We start from the raw sequence: 19974 nt of genomic DNA, 5'->3' as shown, positions 1-19974 counted from the left end.
TGGAATGAGAGATCGTCACTTGAAAACTCGTGCAGTCCGGTCATGGCTGTGCCGTGCCGTTCCCGGAAATCGCTTGGTTCCAGGCCGCTCCGAAGCGGCGGCGCTTCCTCGCGGGCATTTCCGGCGGTGCGGATTCGGTGGCGCTGCTCCACCTGCTGCACCGCCATGGCTTCCGCGAGGTGGTGGTCTGCCACCTCGATCACGGGCTGCGCGGCAGGGCCTCGACGAGTGATGCGCGCTTTGTCGAGAAGCTGGCGGCTTCGCTCGGCTACCCCTGTGAGTCCGGCAAGACGGACGTGCGAGCGGTGATGCGGGACCATGGCGACTCGCTGGAAACTGCCGCGCGCGAGGCACGCCATGCCTTCTTCGCGCTATGCTCGCGGAAGCACCGCTGTCCGCGGCTGCTGCTCGCTCATCACGCCGACGACCAGGCGGAGACCGTCCTGTGGAATCTACTGCGCGGCAGCCGTGGTCTGTCAGGCATGCTGGAAAACCAAGTCCTCCAAGTCGCCGGCCGGCCTCTGGAGTGCCAGAGGCCCCTGCTGCTCCTGCGGCGCGATGACCTGCGCGGATGGCTTTCGGCGGAGAAGCTCACGTGGCGCGAGGACGTGACCAATGGCAAGCCCATTGCCGTGCGCAATCGCCTCCGTCACGAGGTGCTGCCGCTGCTTTCCGATATCGCGCGCCGTGATGTCACCGAGTCGCTGGTGCGCGCTGCGGGCTCGTCCTGTGAGCATCGTGTGATCGAACGCTGGGCCGTGAAACAAGCGGACGTGCTCGATCCGCAGGGACGCCTGCATTTGCCAAAACTGCGGACACTGCCGCGCGAGCTGCAAGCGGCGTGCTTGTACGACTATCTTCGTAATTCCGGCGTGACAGGTTTATCGAGAGAGCTCGTCCTGCGCGGGCTGGCCTTGCTCGATGTGGACGGACCTCCGGCGGTGAATCTGCCCGGTGGACGTGTCCTGCGCCGGCGGGCGGGTCGTCTGTTCATGGCGTGAATATCGTGTGCAGCTTGAGAAAGCGTCGCGTCGCGGTGTCGCTCGCTGTATCCCGCATCACGGCTTCTTCGGTTTGATCCGGGAGTGGAGTGGCCGATGTGGCACTCGTGGCGACGACCGGCCATGTAGCCAGATTATTTCCGGCAAGGAGCTCGTAGGCCACATCAAGGGCGTTCGCAGGCCTGCGGAAGCGCAGCGCCGGACGGCGGGTGGTGCCATCCATCGACCACGTGAACGACATGACCGGCGAGTCGATCAGGCGAGGGTTCGTCGCGAGGGTATACTCGTCGACGTTGGTGCGACCATCGCCATCCGGGTCGGCATCCGGGCCGGAAACGAGCGGGTTGTCCCGCTCGGCGGAGGTGAAGTGGAAATTGTCCCAGCCGTGATAGGCTTGGGCGAAGGAGCTGTCGGCATTGCCCGGGCTGCCGCCGGTCGTGGCGCTGATGGCCCAGCGCTGTGGATTGCCGAAGTCATCGTAAGGCGTGGTCGAGGGAGCGCGAAGGACCAGCGAACGCCCCGTGCCATCGGTAGCCGGGTACCAGCCATCCTTGTATTCGAAATCGAGAACGCTCTCTCCGACCGCATCAGCCAGTTCGAGTTTCTCGCCGCCGTTCGCCAGCACGCCGCTGTAGGGTCCAAGTACGGGAACTGTCGTACCCGGATAACGTAGGGCGAAGGCGGCCGGATTCTTCGCCACGATCACCCGCGCTCCTGCCGCCAGCGTGGAAGCGGGGAAGGTGAAATCGATGCCCTGCGTGAAATGCGCACCCGTCAGCGTGAGCGTGGTGGTGCCGATGTTCACCAACTCGACATACTCGAAATCGTCTTCGACTACGGCGGGCATGGCCGTTTCCTCCGCAGGCGTCGGAACCGTGGGATGATACTGGATCTCCGAAATACGGAGGAACTGTTGGAGTGCCGATGGTGTGCCAGGATAGCTGAAGGAGGCAATCAATGCACCCGAGGGATCGCGCAGGTTCACGGTTTCCCCACGGGCGGAAAGCTGGCCGGAATAGTTGCCCTGGATGAAACGCTTCTGCCCACCCGTGGGACCGCTGGTCCGGCTCCGGAATGCCAGCGCGTCTTTCACCACATGGAGGAGCCCCTGATACTCGGCGATCGCGCTGCCGCTGCCCGGAGGAATCACGGTACCGCCTTCGAAGACATGCTCGATTCCTCCATCGAGCTTCCACCCGGAGAGGTCCACGGCCTGAGACGTGGTATTCTTGAGAATCAGATACTCGTGTGACTGATTGCCCGAAGCGGGGAGGAAATCCACCGAGTCGATCGTCACCATGCCCGGCGTATTGGTCTGCGCGGCGGCCGGGATCTGGGTGCTCGCGGTATTGCCAGGAGCGTAGAGCAAGGGCCGGTTGAAAAGGAAGGTCCGGCGCGGAGCGAAGTAGCCGCTGACCACCCGCTCCACTTCCTCGCGCGGACGATTCGCGGCGAAGTTGGAATTCACGCCCCACTTGGTGAAGTCCTGGTCGCCATCGGTCCACGATGAGGGGTTCGCGGGATCGGGATCGACGGTTGCGGCAATCGCGCGCATCCGCGTTTCCAGGATGCCATTCACCGTGCCGGGCGGTTGGAGAAGCTGGTCCATCAGCGTCCGCATCCGGCGGACGTACATCGTGCGCATTTCCGTCGATTCGTAGATCAGGTTGTAGAGCCGATTGTTGGCGGAGTGGGAATTGAGGGCGTTGTTGGAGACGAGGGTGTCGTCGAAGTAGCCGTAGGTGGCGATCCAGTTGTGGCCGTGGGAGAGATCGACGTCCCAGATGATCGGCCGCCACTCGCGGGTCAGATTGGTGTCGCGGTAGAGGTAGAAGTTCTTGTGGCCGTGGTCGCGGTCGCTGTTGAACTGGCGGGTCACCAGGTAGTTGATGGTGGCCGCGAGGTCGACGTTGTCGTAGGCGTAGGTGCGGCGGGTGGCGAGCGCCTGCGTGGCGCTGTCGAGCGCGCTGGCAAAGGCGTTCAAGTCGGACTGGTCTTCCGTCCGGCGTGTCTTCTTCTCCGCGCTTGATGTCAGGTTCTCGGCGTAGATCTTGTAGAAGGCTCCTTCGGGATCGAGGCCGTTGCGTTCCAGCATCCGGTCGTCGCCATCCTCGAGAAGATCCATCACGCCATGAAAGGCGCCGTTGAGCTGCACGCGGACGGGGAAGGCGAAGTGATAGGGAGTGCCGGTCAGCTTCCCGACCTCATGGGAAAGCGTGTTGCGGGTCTTCGTTTTGTCGGCCCAGTTCGATAGCAGGTTGAGATCCTTCACAGGATGTTCACCTTCCTTCCAGACAAAGCGGTGATCGCTGTTAGAATCGAAGTCGTAGCTCTTCTTCGCGAAGCCGGAGGTGGACTGGCCATGGATCTCGTGGCCGATGTTGTCGTAGAAGCGGTTCAGGTAGTAGCAGGAGCTACGGAAGGCGGCCGCGGTCGGCCCGGTCGCGGGCGAGCCTTCGACGAACCATTCCAGCACCGGCAATTGGCTGGTCGTGGTGGCGCTGTTGAGCGCGACGGTGCCGAAGTACTGAGGCGCGTCCGTCGTGTTCGTGTAGGCCGGGAAGATGGTGGAATTCCCCGCCGTATCGCGCGCCTCAAAGCGCCAGCGAAACATCTGGCCGGCGGTGACCGCGCTGGTCGTCAGGTTCCCGGAGTAGATGCCGTCGCCCGCAATGTCGTCGGGAGCGGTGCCGCTGTCGTTGAGATTCACGGTCGATTCCGCACCCCACATGGTCCGGGGATAGGCGCGCACCCACGAGACGTTGTTCTTCGTCTTCACCACGCGCACGGTGACTTTCAGCGCGGGGCTGCTGGCATTGCCGAGGGGGCGGGGGACCAGAGGATCGACGGGCGTGGCATCATACACCACTGGTCCGGCCGATCCTGTATTGTTCAGCGCGCCGGGTGTTGGCTGGCTGAAATAAACATTCCCGCCGGGGACAGGATCGGTGCCGGTGGTCATCTCGGGCAGCAGCAGGAAATCCGAGCTGCTGGTGCTTGAATTTAACCCCTGGATGGCGAGCACGTTGCTGCCGGAGATCAGCAGGGAAACCGGAACGTTGAACTCGGTCCACGAGTTGGGGATCGTCTCATCGAGTGCAGCCGTAGCGACCGAATTGTAGGCCGGGGTGCCGGCGAAGTTGGCGCGCGCGATCTCCGTCCCGTTCAGCCAGGCGACGAAGCCATCCTCGTAGCGCATGCGAAACTTGCAGGTCACGAGTGAAGACGGGCTGGAAACGCTGAACGTTCGCCGGAAGCAGAGCGACGGGTTCACGTTCTGCATCGCCGTCTGGCAGTTGGTCGCGATCCACGCGTTGAGGCCGCCGCTCGTGTCGTAGCCCAGCCCGGTCGCAGCTGCTGTCCAGGTGGTGTCGCTGAAGGACGGGCTTACGTTCCAGCCGCCGCTCAGGCTGGTGCCGATATCGCCGCCAGCATAGTTGCTGCCGCTATAGTTCGTCTGGCCGGTCGCATTGTTGGCGAGCACCCGGTATTTCCCGCTCTGGCCGGTAGCTACTACGGTCGTCGTAGTAGCCGTGAACGAGATGCCGTAGGAAATGTCCGGTGCCTGCGGAGGGTAGGACGCGCCGAAGGAGTCGACCAGTTGAGCCGAGCCGGTGGTGGCGTTCGGCTTGTAGAGGCCGAGGAACTCACCCTCGGACGAGAGGCTGAAATTCGCGTGCAGCAGAGCCGCGGGATTGGTCAGGTTACGACCGGAGGCCCAGACGAGCACGGTGCCCTTGGCAGGGATGCTGACGGCGGGAAAGCGCCACTTCTTTTTCTCCGCCTGGTCATCGGTCAGCCACCAGCCGTCGAGGCTCACCGCGGCGGTGCCGGTGTTGTAGAGCTCGATCCAATCCTCCTTCTCGCCGAAATTGTCTTCCGCGCCATTCTGATTCGAGGCGAGGAACTCGGACAAAATCACATCCGCCCGGAGTCCGGAGACACAGAGGGGGAGGATGAGGAGGGGGAGGAGGAAGCGTCGCATTCCTAGGGAATTCTAGAGGCTGTGTGACAAATTGGTCACAATCCTCCGCGACGACAACCCCGGAAAAACCGCTCTTTCGAGGGGTGGAGCCGTCGGTCAGGCTTCCCAGTCCAGAACCACTTTGCCCGACTGCCCGGACATCATGGTCTCGAAGCCCTTCTTGAACTCGGCGACCGGGAAGCGGTGGGTGATGACCGGCGAGATATCGAGGCCTGCGCGGATCATGCTGCTCATCTTGTACCACGTCTCGAACATCTCGCGGCCGTAGATGCCCTTCAAGATGAGGCCCTTGAAAATCACCTTGTCCCAGTCGATCGCGACCTTGTCGGGGAAGATGCCCAGCAGGGAGACCTTCGCGCCGTTCGAGGTGTGGTTGAGGATATCCGTCAGGCCGGACGGATGACCGGACATTTCCAAGGCAACATCGAAGCCCTCCTTCATACCCAGCGACTTCATCGCGTCACCCAGCGACTCTTCGGCAACGTTCACGGTGCGGGTGGCTCCGAGCTTCTTCGCGAGTTCGAGGCGCCACGGATTCACGTCGGTCACGACCACGTGGCGAGCCCCGGCGAAGCGGCAGACGGCGGCAGCCATGCAGCCGATCGGGCCGGCGCCGGTGATCAGCACGTCCTCCGCGACGAGGTCCCAGGATAGAGCGGTGTGGACGGCATTGCCCAGCGGATCGAAGCAGGAAATGACCTCCTCCGGGATCGAGGGGTCGACCTTGTAGACGTTGCGGTAGGGGATCGAGAGATACTCCGCGAAGGCACCGGGGCGGTTCACGCCGACGCCCAGCGTTTCCGGGCAAAGGTGACGGCGGCCGGCGAGGCAATTCCGGCAGCGGCCGCAGACGATGTGGCCTTCGCCGGAGACCAGTTCGCCGGGGACGATGTCGGTGACGCCGGAGCCCACCGACTCGACCACGCCGCAGAATTCGTGGCCGACATGCATCGGCACCGGGATGGTGCGCTGCGCCCAGGCATCCCATTTCCAGATGTGGACGTCGGTGCCGCAGATGGAGGTCTTCTTGATCTTGATGAGCACGTCCATGGGGCCCACTTCGGGCATCGGGACGTCCATCATTTCGAGACCGGGACCGGCGGTGGCTTTGACGAGCGCTTTCATCAGATCGGGTGCGCTCGGGATGGTGCACGGGCCCCTAGGGCGAGCTAGGGAAATGTTTTACCACCGGGAAAAGTGACTAAGCCGGACGGGAGTGCTGGCGGAATCGGTCCAAAGGCTGCTCAAGGTAGCGCCAGCAGGCATAAGCCGTACCCCAGGAGCCTAGGGCAAAGACGAGGATGCGCAGTGCCAGCATCAGCTGGTTGGGGCCGTCCGCCCACCACAGCCAAGGGATGAGCTTGCCCACTGCCAGCGGCACGATGGTGTGGAAGAGATAGAGCCCGTAGCTGATCCGCCCGATGTGTTGGGCCACGGGATGCTCGAGCACTTTCGCCAAGGCACCGGAGAAGCCGTGCAGAGTCGCGGAGATCAGCCCGACGAAAGCGATCGAGAGCAGGGTCTGCTGGAAGTGTCGCAAACCGGTCACCGCATGGCCGGATTCATCGAACACATACAGGATCAGGTAGGCGGCAAAGGCCAGCCAAGCGGCGAAGCGCAGCCTGCGATCACCTGCTTGCATCCCGCGTTCCATCGCCAGCGCCAGCAGCGAGCCCGTCCCGAGGTAGTCCGCTGCCGAAGTGGACAGGGCTCCTGCGTGATAGACCTGAGGGAAATAATTCAGAACCGCCCAGCGGGTAAGCGGAGCCAGCAAAACGAAGGCGATCAGGGTGGGCAACAGAGCCTTTCTGGGCAGGTAGAAGATCACCAGCGGCCAGAGCAGGAAGAACTGGATCTGGATCGCAAGGGTCCAGTAGTGCGCGGTGCCGGGTGGCCAATTCGGCGAGAAGGCCATGTGGAGATTCGCCAAGTGCCCGAGGTAGATGAAGGGATGGGCGATCAGGTCGGGCGAGCGGCAGAGCCATCCGAGAAGCATCGCCGCATAGCAGGGCAGCAGCAGCCGGATCGCCCGCCGCTTCAGGAAGTGCCGGAAGGCCATCCGCCTCCAGGGCTTGTGCAGCTTTTCGCCTGCGTCACGGTCGCGCAGCAGCACCCGTGTTGTGAGGAAGCCGGTGAGAATCAGGAAGAAGTACAGGCCGATCTCAAAGGGCAGAGCGCCACGCCATTCCCGTGGCGTCCAGTGCAGCCAGATCACGCCCAGCACGGCAAAAGCGCGCCAGCCATCCAGTTGGGTGTTTCGCGGGGCGGACAAGGCGCGGCGACGCTGCCATGCATCGCCTGCCAGCACAGGAAAAAACGGAGGGTCCCAAGGTCGTTCCCGCTAAGGAACCGACGAGAGGATCGCCCAGCCGGCGAGGAACAGGGGCGGCACGATGATAAGCTGGAGAATCAGGAACTGCGCCTCGGGTGGGAAGACATCATCGGGAGACAGCCGCGAGCGTCTCAACTTCCCGTCAAACAGGCCGAGGCCGTAGGTCGTCGCCAAGTTGACCGTTCCCCAGCCGAAGAGCCAGCATCCGAACGGTCCTCCCAGCAGGGGAGCGACCAGATCGAGTGCGAGAAGGGTGGTAAAAGCGATGCAGGTGGGCATCAGCCAGACCACGACTCGGAACCAGCGGATCGAGGGATTTGGAGGTGGAAATGGGTCGTTCAAGGCGGAAGAGAACTTTGAAAATCCACTGGGATAAAAACCGCCGGGAGCACCGGCTAATCCCCGGAAACTCTTGAGATTGACCGGATTTCCGCTGGCCAACTAACATGCCTCAACGTAACCTTTCCACAGTTTTTAAAAATTCCCTGCCGCGTTTGGCACGGGCATTGCTCAAGGCTCATCGACCAATCCGCCGCACCATGAAGAAAATCGAAGCGATTATCAAACCGTTCAAGTTGGAGGAAGTGAAGGAGGCCCTTGCCGAAGTCGGCGTGCAGGGCATGACTGTGACTGAAGTGAAAGGTTTCGGCCGTCAAAAAGGCCACACGGAAATCTATCGCGGCTCCGAGTACACCGTGGACTTCCTCCCCAAAGTGAAGATCGAAATCGTCGTGGACGACGCCCAGGCCGGCGGCGTGGCCGAGGCCATCGTCAAGAGCGCGAACACCGGCAAGATTGGTGACGGCAAGGTCTTCATCTCGACGGTCGAAGAGGCCATCCGCATCCGCACCGGCGAGACCGGTTCGTCCGCGGTCGCCGTGAACTAACTGAAAAATTTTCCCCAGGTCATCCAAGCCCGGCTCTCCCTCAGGAAGCCGGGCTTTTTCGTGGGAATGTTATCTTCGTGGGCGCGGTGGTGACATCGCGGAAGGAAGGGTGAAGTCCGCTTAGCCGGTGGCTTCCGCGTTCTCACGAACGCGCCTACGTTACTTTGAGGGCAACGCCGTATCTAGGAGACGTGAAGAAAGCCGGACGAATACGTCACGGCATGGCCGCCAATGCCGACGCGGTCGCTGCGATGCTCGCAGAACAACTCCCCGCCCCGCTGGGAAACCTGTCGCGCATGGAGCTTCGTGCGGCCCAGACGCCCGGCCCAGTAGGGAATGAGTGTGCAGTGGGCGGAGCCTGTGACCGGGTCTTCGGGAACCCCTGCGCCGGGAGCGAAGAACCGCGAGACAAAATCACAATCCACACCGGGCGCGGTCGCGATGATCCCCAGGCAATCGAGGCGCGCGAGAGCCGCCATGTCCGGCTTGAGATGGCGCACCTCTTCCTCAGACTCAAAAACGGCGAGGTAGTCGCGGGCTTTGCCAGTGACTACCGGGGTGGCACCTAGGCCGGCAGCCAACGCAGCCGGTGTATCACACAGATCTGCCGGGCGGGCCGGGAAATCGAGCGTGAGCCGCTCACCCTCCTCGCGCGAAACCGAAAGGATCCCGGAACGAGTCTGGAACCGGACAACGGAACCACGGTAGCCTAGATGCCGGAAGATCACGTGGGCGGAGGCCAAGGTCGCATGGCCACATAGATCCACCTCGAGCTCCGGGGTAAACCAGCGGAGGTCGAAGAACGAGTCGCGCTGAATCACGAAGGCGGTCTCAGCCAGGTTGTTCTCGGCCGCGATGGACTGCAGGACGTGGTCCGGCAGCCAATCCGTCAGGAGGCACACCCCGGCGGGATTGCCGCCGAAGAGACGGTCCGTAAACGCATCAACCTGATAGTAGGGAATGCTCATGAGTCCTGTTCCGGTCGTGGAGGTTCAAGCGACGTCGTCATCGAGGAATTTGACCGAGGCCTCGACCAATGCCGCGCGGAATTCTATTCCGCCTCGCTGCAAGACCAGATGATGACTCTCCTTCGCGGACGTGACGACCTCGAAACAAGCATCAGGATGCGCGAGGTGCGCACGCCGCCAAAAGCCGTAGTGCCTCTCAACGATGAAATCGATGTCGGACAGAGGAATCACGACAGGGATGCTGGGTTCGAAAATCGCATACCACGTATCGCGCCAGGAGTAGGAATGGTGAATGATCGCGTCGCTCGTAAGTAGCAGTGTTCCCGGCCGCGTGTTGAAACCGATGCCATAGTAGCAAGTGGCGATGGCAAATCCGGCCTGCTCGAGCGGCAGTTCACGCCGGACGCAGAATGCCTTCCATCTGCTTTCGGAAATTACGGACTTCAAAGGCGGTGAATGTGCCCGGGCTATTCCAGCTCCGGGTGTGAGCTTGTTTCAGGGCAGTATTAGCACTGCGTTTGCCGCCGCCGCCGGATCAAGGCGCTCATTCAGCGTGGTGCGGATGGCGGTGGCCGTTCGCGGCACCTTTCCCTCGTGGACCTGCTTGCCGTTCACGCTGACGGTCACCGGCTGATCGAGATCCAGCAGCTCATCGGAAAGCCGCAGCTCGGTCTTGGATGGCACGTCACCTTCCAGGCTGATCTTCTGGCCTTCCACGGTCGCGACGATCTTCTGCCCGGCTTTGGCAGCGGCGAGATCGGGAATCTTCAGCCAGTAGAAGCGGTCGTGAGTGATGTCGTCCTGGAACCACACGATTTTCTTCGGCCAGGGTTGGCGGGTGAAGGTGGCCATCCACGGCACGGCTTCGGCGTCCTTGCGATTCATCCAGTGCGGCAGGCCCTCGTAGATCCGGGACATGTGGACGTAGCCGCCAGGATCGTCCTTCGCGAGTTGGTCGAGCTCGGCAGTCTTGGCAGCGGCGATCTTGTTGCGATCGTAGGCAGCATCCGCGCCACCCATGAAGATCGCGAAGGGCAGGTCACGCAGGCCTAACAGCGAGGCCTCGTTCGGATGGCCCGCCATCATCGCGGCAGCGGCAAAACGGTCCGCCATCCGGGGAGCGAGCTGCCACACGCCATCACCGCCGGCCGAATAGCCCATGAGATAGACTTTGTTAGGGTTCACGCCGCGCAGGGCGACATGGTCCTCGATCAGCCGCTGGAACATCGGATCAATGTGCCCCTCGTGCCACATGTTCCAGGTGTCGGTAGGCGCGCGCGGCGCGATGTAGATGCCTTCGGCCGGCTCGTAGAGTTTGATCTGGTTTTGCCACTGCTGGTCATTCACTTGCGGCGGGGCGCTGCCGCCGCCGTGCATGGAGATCCACAGGCTGCGGCCTTCGGCAGGGGCGTCGCCGAAGGTCTTGTCCAGCCAGCGCAACGTCTTGTCACCGAGCGTGATCGACTTCTTCTCCAGCTCGTCCTTCCGCTCCTTGGCAAGGGCGCTCGTACGATCCGCGGCCAGCAGGTGGAGGACGCGTGCGGCATCGGCCTTGCTCAGGTCACCGGGCAGATCTTCTTCCTTTCGTGACGAGGAAAGCCAATACTCCACCGTCGAGATCGAGCAGGGGACCGGTGCTAGATCCTCCCAAGCCGCATCCACTGTCGGATCGCCTTTCTCCAGCGGGCCGAAGGCCATCTCCCGCACCTCGCTCTCCTTCGTGAATCGCAGCCAGCCCTTGGCACCGGGCTTCAACTCGAAGCGCGGCATGTCATTGAGATCCGTCGTGCCCGCCTTGGTCTCTGACTCGCCGAGCTTCTTGTCGGTGTCATCCAGCACCACGAACGGAACCGCCAGGCGTTCGCCGCCCTTCTTCTGGAAAAGCCGCACGCCGAGCTTTGCCACGGCGCTTTCCGCCGGGGCGGGTGTCTTCGCGTAACGGGAGGTCACATTCACCGCCGCCACGTCCTGGCTTCCCTCTGCCCAGACCATGGGGAATGCGGTGCCGTCCTTCTTCCACGAGGTCGAGAAGATGCCGTATTTCGGATCGTCCAGCTTGGCCTGCGCGGCATCGTTCACGAACCATCCGCGATCCAGGCCGTCCTTCTCGTATTCGTCGGCACCGGTGAAGTGCCAGTCGCCGTCCCAGACCTCGACCCACGTGTGATTGCCGCGCTCATTCGCCCACAGCGGTGTGCCGGTGGCGCGGGCCGGGATGCCCACAGCGCGGCAGGCATCGACGAGGATGATCGAGAGACCGGTGCAGGTCGCCTTGTTGATCGCCATCGACTCCGACGGACTCTGGTTCGGAATCTTGCGGCCGGTGTTGTAGTGAACGTCGACGATCTTGAAGAACTCGCGGTTCAGCGCCTGCACAGCGTCCGTGACGGTCTTCGCGTCCTTCACCAGAGGCCGCGCCTTTTCGAGGAAGTCCTTCCGCCATGCCTCGCGCGTTTCGTCAAAGACGGCGTATGGCAGCACGTCATTGAGAAAGATGTCCTCCGGGACGTCCTTCGCCCACGGGAACTCGCCGCGCGCTTGGAGGGCGAGATCGAGGTTGTTGCCGAGAAATTCCGCCGACAACGCCTCGCGATCTTTTGCCGGCATGTTCTCAGTCAGGAACTTTGCCGCTTTCTCACCGGCTTCTCCGTGCTTCGCCTTGGCGGCGGCAATGAAGTCGTCGGCGGGTGCGGCGAGGAGGGCCGCAGGGAGGCACAGCAACGGCAGGAGAAATCGCATAGCGCGCAAACTAGCGTCGCCGCCCGCGCCGTCGATCTCAGAGACGCGGGTGAAATGTAGCGGCCGCCTTCGCCGCGGCCACATGCGCGGCGATCCGGTCCTGCAGGCAATTCGCGCTCGGCGTTTCGAAGGTGAAGGAAACCGGGCAGCCGCGCTTGGCCAGGAAGATCGCCTCCGGCCAATTTCCCGGGAGGTCCGCCTCGGCGGCGTGATAGATCCAGCCCGCATCGCGGATGTCGTGGCCATCGATCATCGCGCCGGGTTCGGGCGGGAACCACGGCTTCACGGCCTCCAGGATCGCACCGGCGCGCTCCGGCCGATCGTCGCCGAGATTGATCTCGTAGAAATAGAAGCCGCTGGTTTCCCAGTCCTCGTGCAGCGAGATGAAAATCCGCGGGCAGGGGAGCGACTCCAGCCATGCGGCGTGGGCTTGGACCTCCGGAGTGCGGCGGGCCCAGTAGTCGCGGTTAAGGTCCACGCCGTCCGCATTGTCGCGAGTGCCGGCGGCCAGCCCGGTAGGATTGAGCACCGGGCAGACCAGCCACGGGCCGTCATTGAGGGCTCCCTGCTTGAGCAGTTCCATCACGGCGAGCGGACCAGCCGGTTCATCGCCGTGGATCCCGGCGGAAAGGTAAGCCGCCAGGCCATCGCCCCGCTTTTCCCAAACGATCACCGGGCCGGCAGCGGTTTCGCACAGCGTCTGCGCGACGAATCCGCGTTCCGCGGCAAGCGCGCCGAACTCGGCGAGGAAGGGCTGGAGCTCAAAGGCCACGCCATGAAGATGCCCCGGACCCGCCGGGCTCTATCAAGCGCATTCGCCCGCCACCTTCAGGATGCCTGCTCTTGAAGCAGATAAAAGACGTCGGTGCGGATCTGCGAGGGATCGGCGTTCCAGATTTCCTCCCAGTGCCCGTAGATCTCCCAACAAATCCCGGCAGGCACCTGCCCGTTTTCCGCGCACCATCGCCGGACCGCATCGTGGGCTTCGCCAAGGCCACTATAAGGACCGAAGTGGGTCGTTGTCGCCACTTGGCCTGCAGGGAGCTGTGAGTAGTGGACGCGGTCATCTCCAACAAACGGCTCGGTGACCTCCGCTCCGACTTCCACCTGGTGATCCTTCAAATACAACGCCACGTGTCTCCCCGGTTTCGGCAGCCCGGCGGCGCGAACGAAGGACCAGACTTCGCCGCAAGCCGCGGGGACGAACTTGGAAAGCTCGTGAGGCTTCACCTGCTCGCGCACCACTGCGGTGGGCACCGCTTCAACGGATGCTAGATGGACAGAATGGTTCATGGGGGCGTCCATGTTACGCTTTGCCACTGAAAACGGTATGCAAATCGTCCCAGTGACTCAGCCACTATGATTGGCCGTGTTGCCAGCTCTTGTAGACCGCCTCAAGGCTATAGCCGTCGGGATCGAAGACGTTTGCAGCGTAGTAGCGCGGATCGTAGTAAAGGCGCGCACCGGGCGGGCCGTTGTCGGTAGCGCCCGCTGCCATCGCTGCCTCGTGGAATGCGTTCACCTCGGCCTCACTCTTGGCGACGAAGCCGATATGCGCCGCCTTGGCATCGGCATCGCCCTGCCTGAGCCAGAAGAATACTCGGCCGTCCCGCCCGAAGCCCTTGAGATCGGGATGGCCTTCGGGGCCGTCCTTGCCGTCGTAGTCGATGACATGCTCGATGCCGAGCGGCTGGAGAGCCGTCTCGTAGAAGGCAATCGATCGACCGAGGTCTTTGACGGTGATGAAGACGTGGTCGAGCATGGGCGATTCGGTTAGTCAGGTTGATTTCGGCTGTTCGGGCGGCGGCAAAATCTCCGCCAGCTCGAAGTCGATGACGCAGAACCGCCCCGCGCGAGGATCGTAAGTAATGTTCCGCGGCTCGGCATCCAGATGACGGACGCCGTAGTCCTTCTCCAGATCGGCGAAGAGTTGGTCGGCACGTTCCTTTGAAATGGTGGACGCCGGTTGGCCGCAGCTCGTGGAAACGAAATAAAGCTCCTCGGGATGTTCTTCCACCAGCTTCGGCACGTAGGGACAGCCGCGTTCCTCCAGCACCTTGAGCACGGCCACCTCGGTGGCATAGCGCTTGTCGGCGTCCGTGCCGCGGAAGCGCTTGTGCACATTCCCCATCCAATCGATCCGCACGTGGGCGCGGATGCCATCCTTCAAGTCCCTCATAAGCCTAGGATCGCCCGGGCGACCGAGAAATAAATGACCATTCCGGACACATCGACGATTGCCGCGATGGCCGGAGCTGAAACCACCGCAGGGTCGAGCTTCGCCGCTCGCGCGCCGAGTGGCAGCAGCGAGCCAAGGAAGGTCGCTGAAGTGACCTGGGTCGTGAGTGCCACGGCGATGGCGACCGCCACTTTCCAGAGCGACATCCCGGGCGGCATCGGCAGGTGGAAAAACGGCAGGAGAAGCACCGTGAAGAGCGCCATGCACGTGCCGAGCAGGGCTCCGAGGAAGAAGCCGGTGCGGAGTTCCTTCCAAGCGACTTCGCCCGCCAGGCCGGGCCCGATTTCGCCCAGCGACATCGCGCGGATGACCATCGTGGAAGCCTGACCCCCGGTATTGCCGCCAGCCGCGACCACCATCGGCAGGAACAGCGACAGCAGGAACACCTGGCTGAGGATATTGCCGAAGCGCATCATCACATAGCCGGACAGCAGCGAGACGAAGGCGAGTCCGGTTAGCCATCCGGCGCGGCGGCGGAATTGGCTGACGATGGTGGTGTTGAGATAGGTTTCCTCCGACTGCTCGCCACCGATACCCGCGGCCTTTTCGATGTCCTCGGTGCTTTCCTCCTGAAGGATCTCCATCGCGTCATCGTGCGTGATGATGCCGAGCAGGTGGTCGAATTCATCAATGACCGGCAGCGCGATGAGGTCGTACTTCAGCAGCATGTTCGCCGCCTCTTCCTGGTCGGCAGTAGCGAGCACGCGCTCCGGGCCGATCTCGCGCATGATGTCGCGGATTGGCGTGTCCCAGGTGTTGAAGGCGAGATCGCGGAACCGCAGCTTGCCGAGCAAGCGGCCTTTTTCATCGACCACGAAAATCCGGCTGAGGGTTTCGGTCGACTCTTGGCCGCGGCGGAGCATTTCGATCGCCTGCTTCACCGTCTGGTAGACGAAAATCCGGCCGATCAGCGTGGTCATGCGGCCGCCGGCAGTATCGTGCTCATACTTGAGCAGCGAGCGGGTGAGCTCCTCGTCCTCCGGACCAAGCAGGCCTAGGAATCGCAGCCGCGCCTCGTCGCCCACGTCCTGGAGGATGTCCACGCGGTCGTCGTCGGAGAGTTCGTGGAAGAGGACCTTCAGCTCGGACGGGCTGAAGGCATCGAGCGCCTCCTCGATCATCGTGTCCGGCAGCTCGACGATCATGTCCGCCGCCTTTTCCGGACCGATGGTCTTGAGAAACAGCTCGTGTTTCTCCTCCTCGATCTCCTGATAGGCTTGGGCGAGGTCGGCGTAGTGCATCTCCTCGGCCAAGGCGCGGACGGCGCTACGGTCCTCAGCCTCAACGGCTCGCATGAGCTCGTCGAGGGGGAGGGTCGCTTCGTCGTCCGGCATGGCACGGAGTGTACGGCGGGAGTTGGGACCGCCAAGCGCGGAGAGGTGACGCGGCCTCTGAAAGGTCGCCGGAACTCCGCATTAATCCGCTTGCCTCGGGTTCATGTCGCGGTCCAATCGTAGGCGCTGCATCAATTCCTGATGGGTGAGTGGCGCTACATTTCCCGCTTCGATCTCCGCGTCTCGTCGGAGTGCAAGTTCGACAGCCTCCTCATCGCTAAGTCCATCGATTGCCATGCATGAGAATCGCTCGAACGGTAGTTCCGCGAAAGCCACAATTCCGGCTTCCCCGTCCCCGTCTGGCTGTCTCAGGTTCGATTTGTGAGACAGGTTTGGCATATGGTCGCCGCTGCGATGATAAGCACGGCAGCGGCGGAGCTTCCGAAATTGGCTGTAAAGGGAATCCCGGTCGCCGATGTGCGGCTGTTGGATAGCCCGTTCCGTGACGCCCAGAAGCGCGACCTCGATTACCTGCTCCAACTGGATCCGGACCGGCTCCTTTCCGGAATGCGCGCCGCCGCCCGCCTGAAGCCGAAGGGCGAGCTCTACGGCGGCTGGGAGAAGAACGGCTCCGGCATCGTGGGTCACTACCTCAGCGCCCTCGCTTGGATGTCTGCTGCTACCGGCGACGCGAAGGTGAAGCAGCGGATGGACTACGTCGTCTCCGAAATGGCGGAATTCCAGAAGAACCGCGGCGATGGCGGGCTCTACGCGTCCCCGTGGGAGGCCGACAAGTGGTATGCCTCGCTTGGCCGCGGCGACCTGCGCCTCAGCAATGTGGTCCCGTGGTATGTCGGCCACAAGACCCTCGCCGGCGTCCGCGATGCCTGGCTGACCGGCGGCAACTTGCAGGCGAAGGACGTCCTCATTCGCTACGCCGATTGGTGCGTGCAGATCACCTCCAAGCTCACCGACCAGCAGTGGTCGGACCTGACCTCGAAGGAATTCGGCGCGCCAAATGAAGTGCTGGCGGACCTCTACGCTGAGACCGGCAAGCCCGAGTATCTCGCCCTCGCCAAGCGCTTCCGCAAGGAGCCGATGGTCGCCGCCTTCGAGAACAACAACGCTGCCATCATCAACGGCCGTCACGCGAACACCGAGATCCCCCTCTTCGTCGGCTACGAGCGCATCTATGAAGCGACCGGAGAGGAGCGCTGGCACAAGGCCGCCACGAACTTCTGGGACGCGGTCATTTCCAAGCAGAGCTTCGCCTTCGGCGGCAATAGCATCTGGGAAGCCTTCATCAATCCCGCCGAATACGACCGCAAGTTGGCGGACATCTGCGGCCCGGAAACCTGCAATACCTACAACATGCTCAAGCTGACTCGCCAGCTTCACGAGCTGCAGCCGCAGGCGCGCTACGCCGACTACATGGAGCGCGCGCTCTACAATCATATCCTCAGCTCGATGGGCCCCGCGCCTGACAATGGCTTCGCCTACTACACCCCGACCCGGCCCGGCCACTACAAGCGCTACTCGCTGCCGTTCGATTCCTTTTGGTGCTGCGTCGGCAGCGGCATGGAGAACCACGGGCGCTACGGGGCCTACATTTACTCGGCATCCGAGGACCGGTTGCTGGTGAATCTCTTCATTCCCTCGCAGGTGCGGTGGAAGGGTCACGAAGTACGACAGACCTCGGATTTGTTAGAAAACGGAATCGTCACCCTGGCCGTGAAGTCGGAGAAGCCTGCGGACTTCACACTGTCCGTGCGCTGTCCCGGCTGGGTGGATGCGCGGCAGGTCCGGCTGCGGGTAAACGGCAAGGACCTCTCGCTCAAGCCCGAGGCCGGCAGCTACCTCGACGTGAAGCGCACCTGGCAGAATGGCGACGTGCTCCAAGCCTACTTCCCGCCGGAGCCGCGCATGGAGAAGTCCGCGGGTGGCGGCTACGCGGCCTTTTACCAAGGCCCCATCCTGCTTGCAGCCAAGCTCGGCGACCAAGGATTGGAGAAGACCGATTTCTACGCGGATGGCAGCGTTCCCTTCATCCAGCTCGGCCGCAAGGAAATGGACCAGGCCAAGGTCCCCGCAGTTTCCAGCAAAGGCAGCCCATCGCTGATGCAAAAGGGCAAGACCGGCTACACCCTCAAGACCACCACGGGCGAGATCCCGCTGGTGCCCTTCTATCAGGTCGGGCTGGAGCGCTATTCGGTGTATTTCCCGCTGCGCTAATCCTCCTGACTGGCGCTCTCCTTGGTATCGCTGCCGAAATACACCTGCACGTGGACCAGCTGTTCACCCCGAAAGGTGAAGACTTCCGTGTTCCTGAACTGCGCTCCATCCTTGGACGTCGCGAGGTAGATAGCTACCACGTCATCGCCGTCCTCGATCAGCTTCTCGAATTCGAAAGTGCCCACATGCTCGCTGTTAGGCCAACAACGCTCGAAATAGCTCTCGCGATTGATCGCATCATCGAGCGGGCTGCTGAAGGTGAAGTCCTCAGCCAGAATCGGCTCGATAAGACTGCGGTCCTTTTTCTCGTAAGCTTCGAAGCAGCGGCGGGTGAGTTCGGCGTGCGTGCTCATGGCGTGGCAGAAGGTTGACCCGCTCTTCTCGCGGGTGCCGTGCCAGCACGAAGCGCCTTGGGAAAAGAAGGGCCTTCCGCATTCCCAGCGCGCGGATCCTCAAACACCCTCTGCAAATCGCATGTCGGGGAGTGCGCATTCACTCGCCCACCCCGCGATGCCCATCACGGTTTCCTGTATTGACCCCACAGCTGCTCCCAGCGGCTGGCGATGCCGAAGGCGTAGGGCGTGGGGCGGATGCCGTAGTTCCCCAGGCAGCAGAAATCGTTCACTTCGACCAAGACGGTCTCGCCGGATTCTAGGACGCCGACGTCCAGACCGTAGGCCACCGGCGCGGAGGTGTAGGCCTCGATCATGTTGAGGACGGCGTTGCGGTCGGGGAAGATCGTAACGTCGCCCTTGTAGCAATGGATGGCTGCTGCTTCCCCATGATGCACGTAGCAGCGATACTCCGAGAGGATCGACACGTCCTCGCTGACGTAGACCTGGTGATCCGGCTCCATTGAATGCACCGCGATGGACGCGGCCACCGAGTCATCCAGAAGCATCGGCGCGAACTTCTTGTGATCCTGTTCCAGCGGCTTGAAAAACTCGCCGTGCTTCACCTCCGACAGCCGCTTCACTTGGATATCGCGCCCGAGGAAACCCGCAAGCTCCGTCGGGTAATGAGGGAGGCTCTTGTAGGAGGGGAACACACGCAGGATGCTTTCGACCCCGCCGAAAACCGGCGTCTCCCGGGACACCCCGAGCAAGGGCAGCTCGCTCAAGCGATACCGCTCCACACGATAGCCCAGCCGATGGAACCCGAGCGCTGCCGCGAAGTAGTTGATCGAGTTCTCATGGATGGGGTCGGCCTCGAGGACGTATGCGTGCACGCGCGGGACCCTACAAATCTTGGGGGTTAGGGAAAGCGATTCATGTGGGTTGAAGTTGATGATTTCGTTTCACGCCGTCAGGATCCACCCGTGAAATTCCTCCCTCTTTGCCTCGCCCTGATCGTTGCTGCCCCGGTCGCACTCCACGCCCAGTCGCAGCAGGAAATGAACGCCGAAGCCGCCGAGGCCTTCAAGAAGGCGGACAAGGAACTCAATGAGACCTATGCCAAGGTCCTCGCCAACCTCGACGACGAGGCCAAGGAGAACCTCAAGAAATCCCAGCGCGCCTGGGTCGCATGGCGGGATGCCGAGGCGGCCTTCCGTGCCGATGCCGAAGCCCGCGGCGGCAGCATGTGGCCCCTCATCCACGAAGGCGTCCGCGGCAGTCTGACGAAGGAGCGGGTGAAGAGCTTGAAGGAGCTTCTGCTAGAGGAGAAGTGAATCAATCGAAAGCCGTCGGCAGCTCCGGTTGGGCCGCGTGAGTGAAGGCGAGATCAATGTAGTGCGCCGCTGCTCGGTAGGGGCAGAGATCGGGCAGCGCATCCGGCGAGAACCAGTCCGCCCCATCGGTTTCATGGGACAGCGTCAGTTCGCCGCCGGTCGCCTCACACAGGAAGACCAGCTTGTAGACATGCTCCGGCTGGCGCGGGTGGCCCTGGCGGTCCTTGTCCCAACAGGCGATGAGCTTCCGCACCTCCACCACGATGCCGGCCTCTTCCAGCACCTCGCGGGCGGCGTTTTCGGCGGGACTGGCATTCAGGTCGGCCCATCCGCCGGGGAGGGTCCATTGACCTGAGCTCGCTTCGCGCACGAGCAGGATCTTTCCCTCCCGGATCACCGCGGCGCGGACATCGACCTTGGGTGTGGCGTAGCCGATTTCGACCGGCCAGCGGAACTCGCGGTCCTCGGCGGTGAGCAGTTCGGAAGCGATTTCGTGGAGGCGCTTGTAGCGTTCGAGGTCGTAGGGCCCGTCGGAGTAGCGCAGGCCGGCTTCGGCCATCGATTTCAGTTCACGGCTGACTTCCAACAGGTCCTTCGGCATGGCGGCGACGCTACCGAGGGCGGGGGAAACTTCATCCCCGAATTTCC

General features: G+C 62.6%; 19 protein-coding genes. 4 read left to right on the top strand and 15 right to left on the bottom strand.

Annotation, left to right across the window (positions count from 1 at the left end):
• Positions 1 to 53: 53 nt before the first annotated feature.
• Positions 54 to 1001 (top strand): tRNA lysidine(34) synthetase TilS, encoded by a 948-nt coding sequence (gene tilS / locus WKV53_RS11010; RefSeq protein WP_341404636.1) that lies wholly within the window; start codon positions 54 to 56, stop codon positions 999 to 1001.
• Here the strand turns inward: tilS and WKV53_RS11005 are convergent.
• The 4 genes from WKV53_RS11005 to WKV53_RS10990 form a co-directional block, all read right to left on the bottom strand.
• Positions 991 to 4986: a lamin tail domain-containing protein gene (locus tag WKV53_RS11005; protein WP_341404635.1), complete on the bottom strand. Its 3996-nt coding sequence runs from the start codon at positions 4984 to 4986 to the stop codon at positions 991 to 993. The genes tilS and WKV53_RS11005 overlap by 11 nt on opposite strands.
• Before the next feature lie 96 nt (positions 4987 to 5082).
• On the bottom strand, positions 5083 to 6111 hold the full coding sequence (gene tdh, locus WKV53_RS11000; RefSeq protein ID WP_341404634.1) for an L-threonine 3-dehydrogenase: 1029 nt from the start codon (positions 6109 to 6111) through the stop codon (positions 5083 to 5085).
• Positions 6112 to 6187: 76 nt separating this feature from the next.
• The gene (locus WKV53_RS10995) at positions 6188 to 7258 is read right to left on the bottom strand and encodes an acyltransferase family protein (RefSeq protein WP_341404633.1); all 1071 of its coding nucleotides are present in this window, start codon (positions 7256 to 7258) and stop codon (positions 6188 to 6190) included.
• Positions 7259 to 7327: 69 nt separating this feature from the next.
• On the bottom strand, positions 7328 to 7660 hold the full coding sequence (locus tag WKV53_RS10990; RefSeq protein ID WP_341404632.1) for a hypothetical protein: 333 nt from the start codon (positions 7658 to 7660) through the stop codon (positions 7328 to 7330).
• A 197-nt stretch (positions 7661 to 7857) separates the two neighbouring features.
• On the opposite strand from WKV53_RS10990, the gene WKV53_RS10985 reads away from it, so the two are divergent.
• The gene (locus WKV53_RS10985) at positions 7858 to 8205 is read left to right on the top strand and encodes a P-II family nitrogen regulator (protein ID WP_341404631.1); all 348 of its coding nucleotides are present in this window, start codon (positions 7858 to 7860) and stop codon (positions 8203 to 8205) included.
• A 182-nt stretch (positions 8206 to 8387) separates the two neighbouring features.
• Here the strand turns inward: WKV53_RS10985 and WKV53_RS10980 are convergent, their stop codons facing one another.
• The 8 genes from WKV53_RS10980 to mgtE form a co-directional block, all read right to left on the bottom strand.
• The gene (locus WKV53_RS10980; RefSeq protein WP_341404630.1) at positions 8388 to 9173 is read right to left on the bottom strand and encodes a PhzF family phenazine biosynthesis protein; all 786 of its coding nucleotides are present in this window, start codon (positions 9171 to 9173) and stop codon (positions 8388 to 8390) included.
• Positions 9174 to 9197: 24 nt separating this feature from the next.
• Positions 9198 to 9620, bottom strand: a complete 423-nt coding sequence (locus WKV53_RS10975) for a hypothetical protein (RefSeq protein WP_341404629.1) — start codon at positions 9618 to 9620, stop codon at positions 9198 to 9200.
• A 48-nt stretch (positions 9621 to 9668) separates the two neighbouring features.
• Positions 9669 to 11912: a transglutaminase domain-containing protein gene (locus WKV53_RS10970; protein ID WP_341404628.1), complete on the bottom strand. Its 2244-nt coding sequence runs from the start codon at positions 11910 to 11912 to the stop codon at positions 9669 to 9671.
• A 37-nt stretch (positions 11913 to 11949) separates the two neighbouring features.
• On the bottom strand, positions 11950 to 12684 hold the full coding sequence (locus WKV53_RS10965; RefSeq protein WP_341404627.1) for a M14 family metallopeptidase: 735 nt from the start codon (positions 12682 to 12684) through the stop codon (positions 11950 to 11952).
• 56 nt (positions 12685 to 12740) lie between these two features.
• Positions 12741 to 13205, bottom strand: coding sequence for a GyrI-like domain-containing protein (locus tag WKV53_RS10960; RefSeq protein ID WP_341404626.1), 465 nt, complete (start codon positions 13203 to 13205; stop codon positions 12741 to 12743).
• Positions 13206 to 13269: 64 nt separating this feature from the next.
• A complete protein-coding gene (locus tag WKV53_RS10955; protein ID WP_341404625.1) occupies positions 13270 to 13674 on the bottom strand; it encodes a VOC family protein in 405 nt (134 codons plus the stop codon).
• Positions 13675 to 13689: 15 nt separating this feature from the next.
• Positions 13690 to 14091 carry a BUD32 family EKC/KEOPS complex subunit gene (locus tag WKV53_RS10950; protein ID WP_341404624.1) on the bottom strand — a complete coding sequence of 134 codons (402 nt, stop codon included), beginning with the start codon at positions 14089 to 14091 and terminating at the stop codon, positions 13690 to 13692.
• A complete protein-coding gene (gene mgtE, locus WKV53_RS10945; protein WP_341404623.1) occupies positions 14088 to 15485 on the bottom strand; it encodes a magnesium transporter in 1398 nt (465 codons plus the stop codon). Before mgtE ends, WKV53_RS10950 begins: the two co-directional genes overlap by 4 nt.
• 354 nt (positions 15486 to 15839) lie before the next feature.
• Between mgtE and WKV53_RS10940 the strand changes: the two genes are divergently transcribed.
• Positions 15840 to 17657 carry a glycoside hydrolase family 127 protein gene (locus WKV53_RS10940; RefSeq protein ID WP_341404622.1) on the top strand — a complete coding sequence of 606 codons (1818 nt, stop codon included), beginning with the start codon at positions 15840 to 15842 and terminating at the stop codon, positions 17655 to 17657.
• On the opposite strand, the gene WKV53_RS10935 is transcribed toward WKV53_RS10940, so the two are convergent.
• Together WKV53_RS10935 and WKV53_RS10930 are read right to left on the bottom strand one after the other, a co-directional pair.
• Positions 17654 to 18010, bottom strand: a complete 357-nt coding sequence (locus tag WKV53_RS10935; RefSeq protein ID WP_341404621.1) for a nuclear transport factor 2 family protein — start codon at positions 18008 to 18010, stop codon at positions 17654 to 17656. The two genes, WKV53_RS10940 and WKV53_RS10935, sit on opposite strands and share 4 nt — an antisense overlap.
• Before the next feature lie 164 nt (positions 18011 to 18174).
• Positions 18175 to 18885 (bottom strand): ATP-grasp domain-containing protein, encoded by a 711-nt coding sequence (locus WKV53_RS10930; protein ID WP_341404620.1) that lies wholly within the window; start codon positions 18883 to 18885, stop codon positions 18175 to 18177.
• Between the two features lie 90 nt (positions 18886 to 18975).
• On the opposite strand from WKV53_RS10930, the gene WKV53_RS10925 reads away from it, so the two are divergent.
• Positions 18976 to 19326 (top strand): lysozyme inhibitor LprI family protein, encoded by a 351-nt coding sequence (locus WKV53_RS10925; protein ID WP_341404619.1) that lies wholly within the window; start codon positions 18976 to 18978, stop codon positions 19324 to 19326.
• Between the two features lies 1 nt (position 19327).
• Here the strand turns inward: WKV53_RS10925 and WKV53_RS10920 are convergent, their stop codons facing one another.
• Entirely contained in the window at positions 19328 to 19927 is a 600-nt protein-coding gene (locus WKV53_RS10920; RefSeq protein ID WP_341404618.1) for an NUDIX hydrolase, read from the bottom strand.
• Positions 19928 to 19974 lie beyond the last annotated feature (47 nt).

This window comes from Luteolibacter sp. Y139 (assembly GCF_038066715.1).
GTDB lineage: Bacteria > Verrucomicrobiota > Verrucomicrobiia > Verrucomicrobiales > Akkermansiaceae > Haloferula > Haloferula soli.
The sequence above is the reverse complement of the archived record's forward strand: the minus strand, read 5'-3'. Positions and strand labels throughout refer to the sequence as shown.

Excerpts from the sequence above, each read along its gene's own strand:
- WKV53_RS10950 (WP_341404624.1), bottom strand. The coding sequence starts at position 14,091 with ATGAGGGACTTGAAGGATGGCATCCGCGCCCACGTGCGGATCGATTGG.
- WKV53_RS10920 (WP_341404618.1), bottom strand. The coding sequence starts at position 19,927 with ATGCCGAAGGACCTGTTGGAAGTCAGCCGTGAACTGAAATCGATGGCC.
- WKV53_RS10980 (WP_341404630.1), bottom strand. The coding sequence starts at position 9,173 with ATGAGCATTCCCTACTATCAGGTTGATGCGTTTACGGACCGTCTCTTC.
- WKV53_RS10960 (WP_341404626.1), bottom strand. The coding sequence starts at position 13,205 with ATGAACCATTCTGTCCATCTAGCATCCGTTGAAGCGGTGCCCACCGCA.
- WKV53_RS10955 (WP_341404625.1), bottom strand. The coding sequence starts at position 13,674 with ATGCTCGACCACGTCTTCATCACCGTCAAAGACCTCGGTCGATCGATT.
- mgtE (WP_341404623.1), bottom strand. The coding sequence starts at position 15,485 with ATGCCGGACGACGAAGCGACCCTCCCCCTCGACGAGCTCATGCGAGCC.
- tdh (WP_341404634.1), bottom strand. The coding sequence starts at position 6,111 with ATGAAAGCGCTCGTCAAAGCCACCGCCGGTCCCGGTCTCGAAATGATG.
- WKV53_RS10970 (WP_341404628.1), bottom strand. The coding sequence starts at position 11,912 with ATGCGATTTCTCCTGCCGTTGCTGTGCCTCCCTGCGGCCCTCCTCGCC.
- WKV53_RS10985 (WP_341404631.1), top strand. The coding sequence starts at position 7,858 with ATGAAGAAAATCGAAGCGATTATCAAACCGTTCAAGTTGGAGGAAGTG.
- WKV53_RS10935 (WP_341404621.1), bottom strand. The coding sequence starts at position 18,010 with ATGAGCACGCACGCCGAACTCACCCGCCGCTGCTTCGAAGCTTACGAG.
- WKV53_RS10940 (WP_341404622.1), top strand. The coding sequence starts at position 15,840 with ATGATAAGCACGGCAGCGGCGGAGCTTCCGAAATTGGCTGTAAAGGGA.
- WKV53_RS11005 (WP_341404635.1), bottom strand. The coding sequence starts at position 4,986 with ATGCGACGCTTCCTCCTCCCCCTCCTCATCCTCCCCCTCTGTGTCTCC.